Origin of the sequence: Pseudomonas sp. SIMBA_041, assembly GCF_046535095.1 — a bacterium.
Classification (GTDB): Bacteria; Pseudomonadota; Gammaproteobacteria; order Pseudomonadales; family Pseudomonadaceae; genus Aquipseudomonas; species Aquipseudomonas mucoides.
The window spans coordinates 1-241 of sequence record NZ_JAWRXJ010000853.1; the positions used below are offsets into that span (position 1 = coordinate 1).

The 241-nt window shown below is 65.6% G+C and carries 1 protein-coding gene; it reads right to left on the reverse strand.

Annotated features, from left to right (window positions below):
- Positions 1–38: 38 nt before the first annotated feature.
- Positions 39–241, reverse strand: a 203-nt coding sequence (locus tag SB725_RS33550; protein WP_410923740.1) for an EAL domain-containing protein, incomplete at its 5' end; no start/stop codon positions are given.

Sequence of the window (241 nt, forward strand, 5' to 3'; positions counted from 1 at the left end):
GCCGCCAGATCGCGACCGCAACCGGCAAGGCGAGAGGCTCAGGCTTTTTCTTCGCCCCGGTGGATGCCCTGCATGAAACCTTCGGGCGGCAGCGGATGGCCAAGGAAATAGCCTTGCAGGGAATCACAGCCCAGTTGGGTGAGGAAGGTCTGCTGCACCCCGGTTTCCACGCCCTCGGCGACGATCCGCAGGCCCAGTGCCTGGCCCAGGGCGACAATGGCCGAGACGATGGCGGCATCGT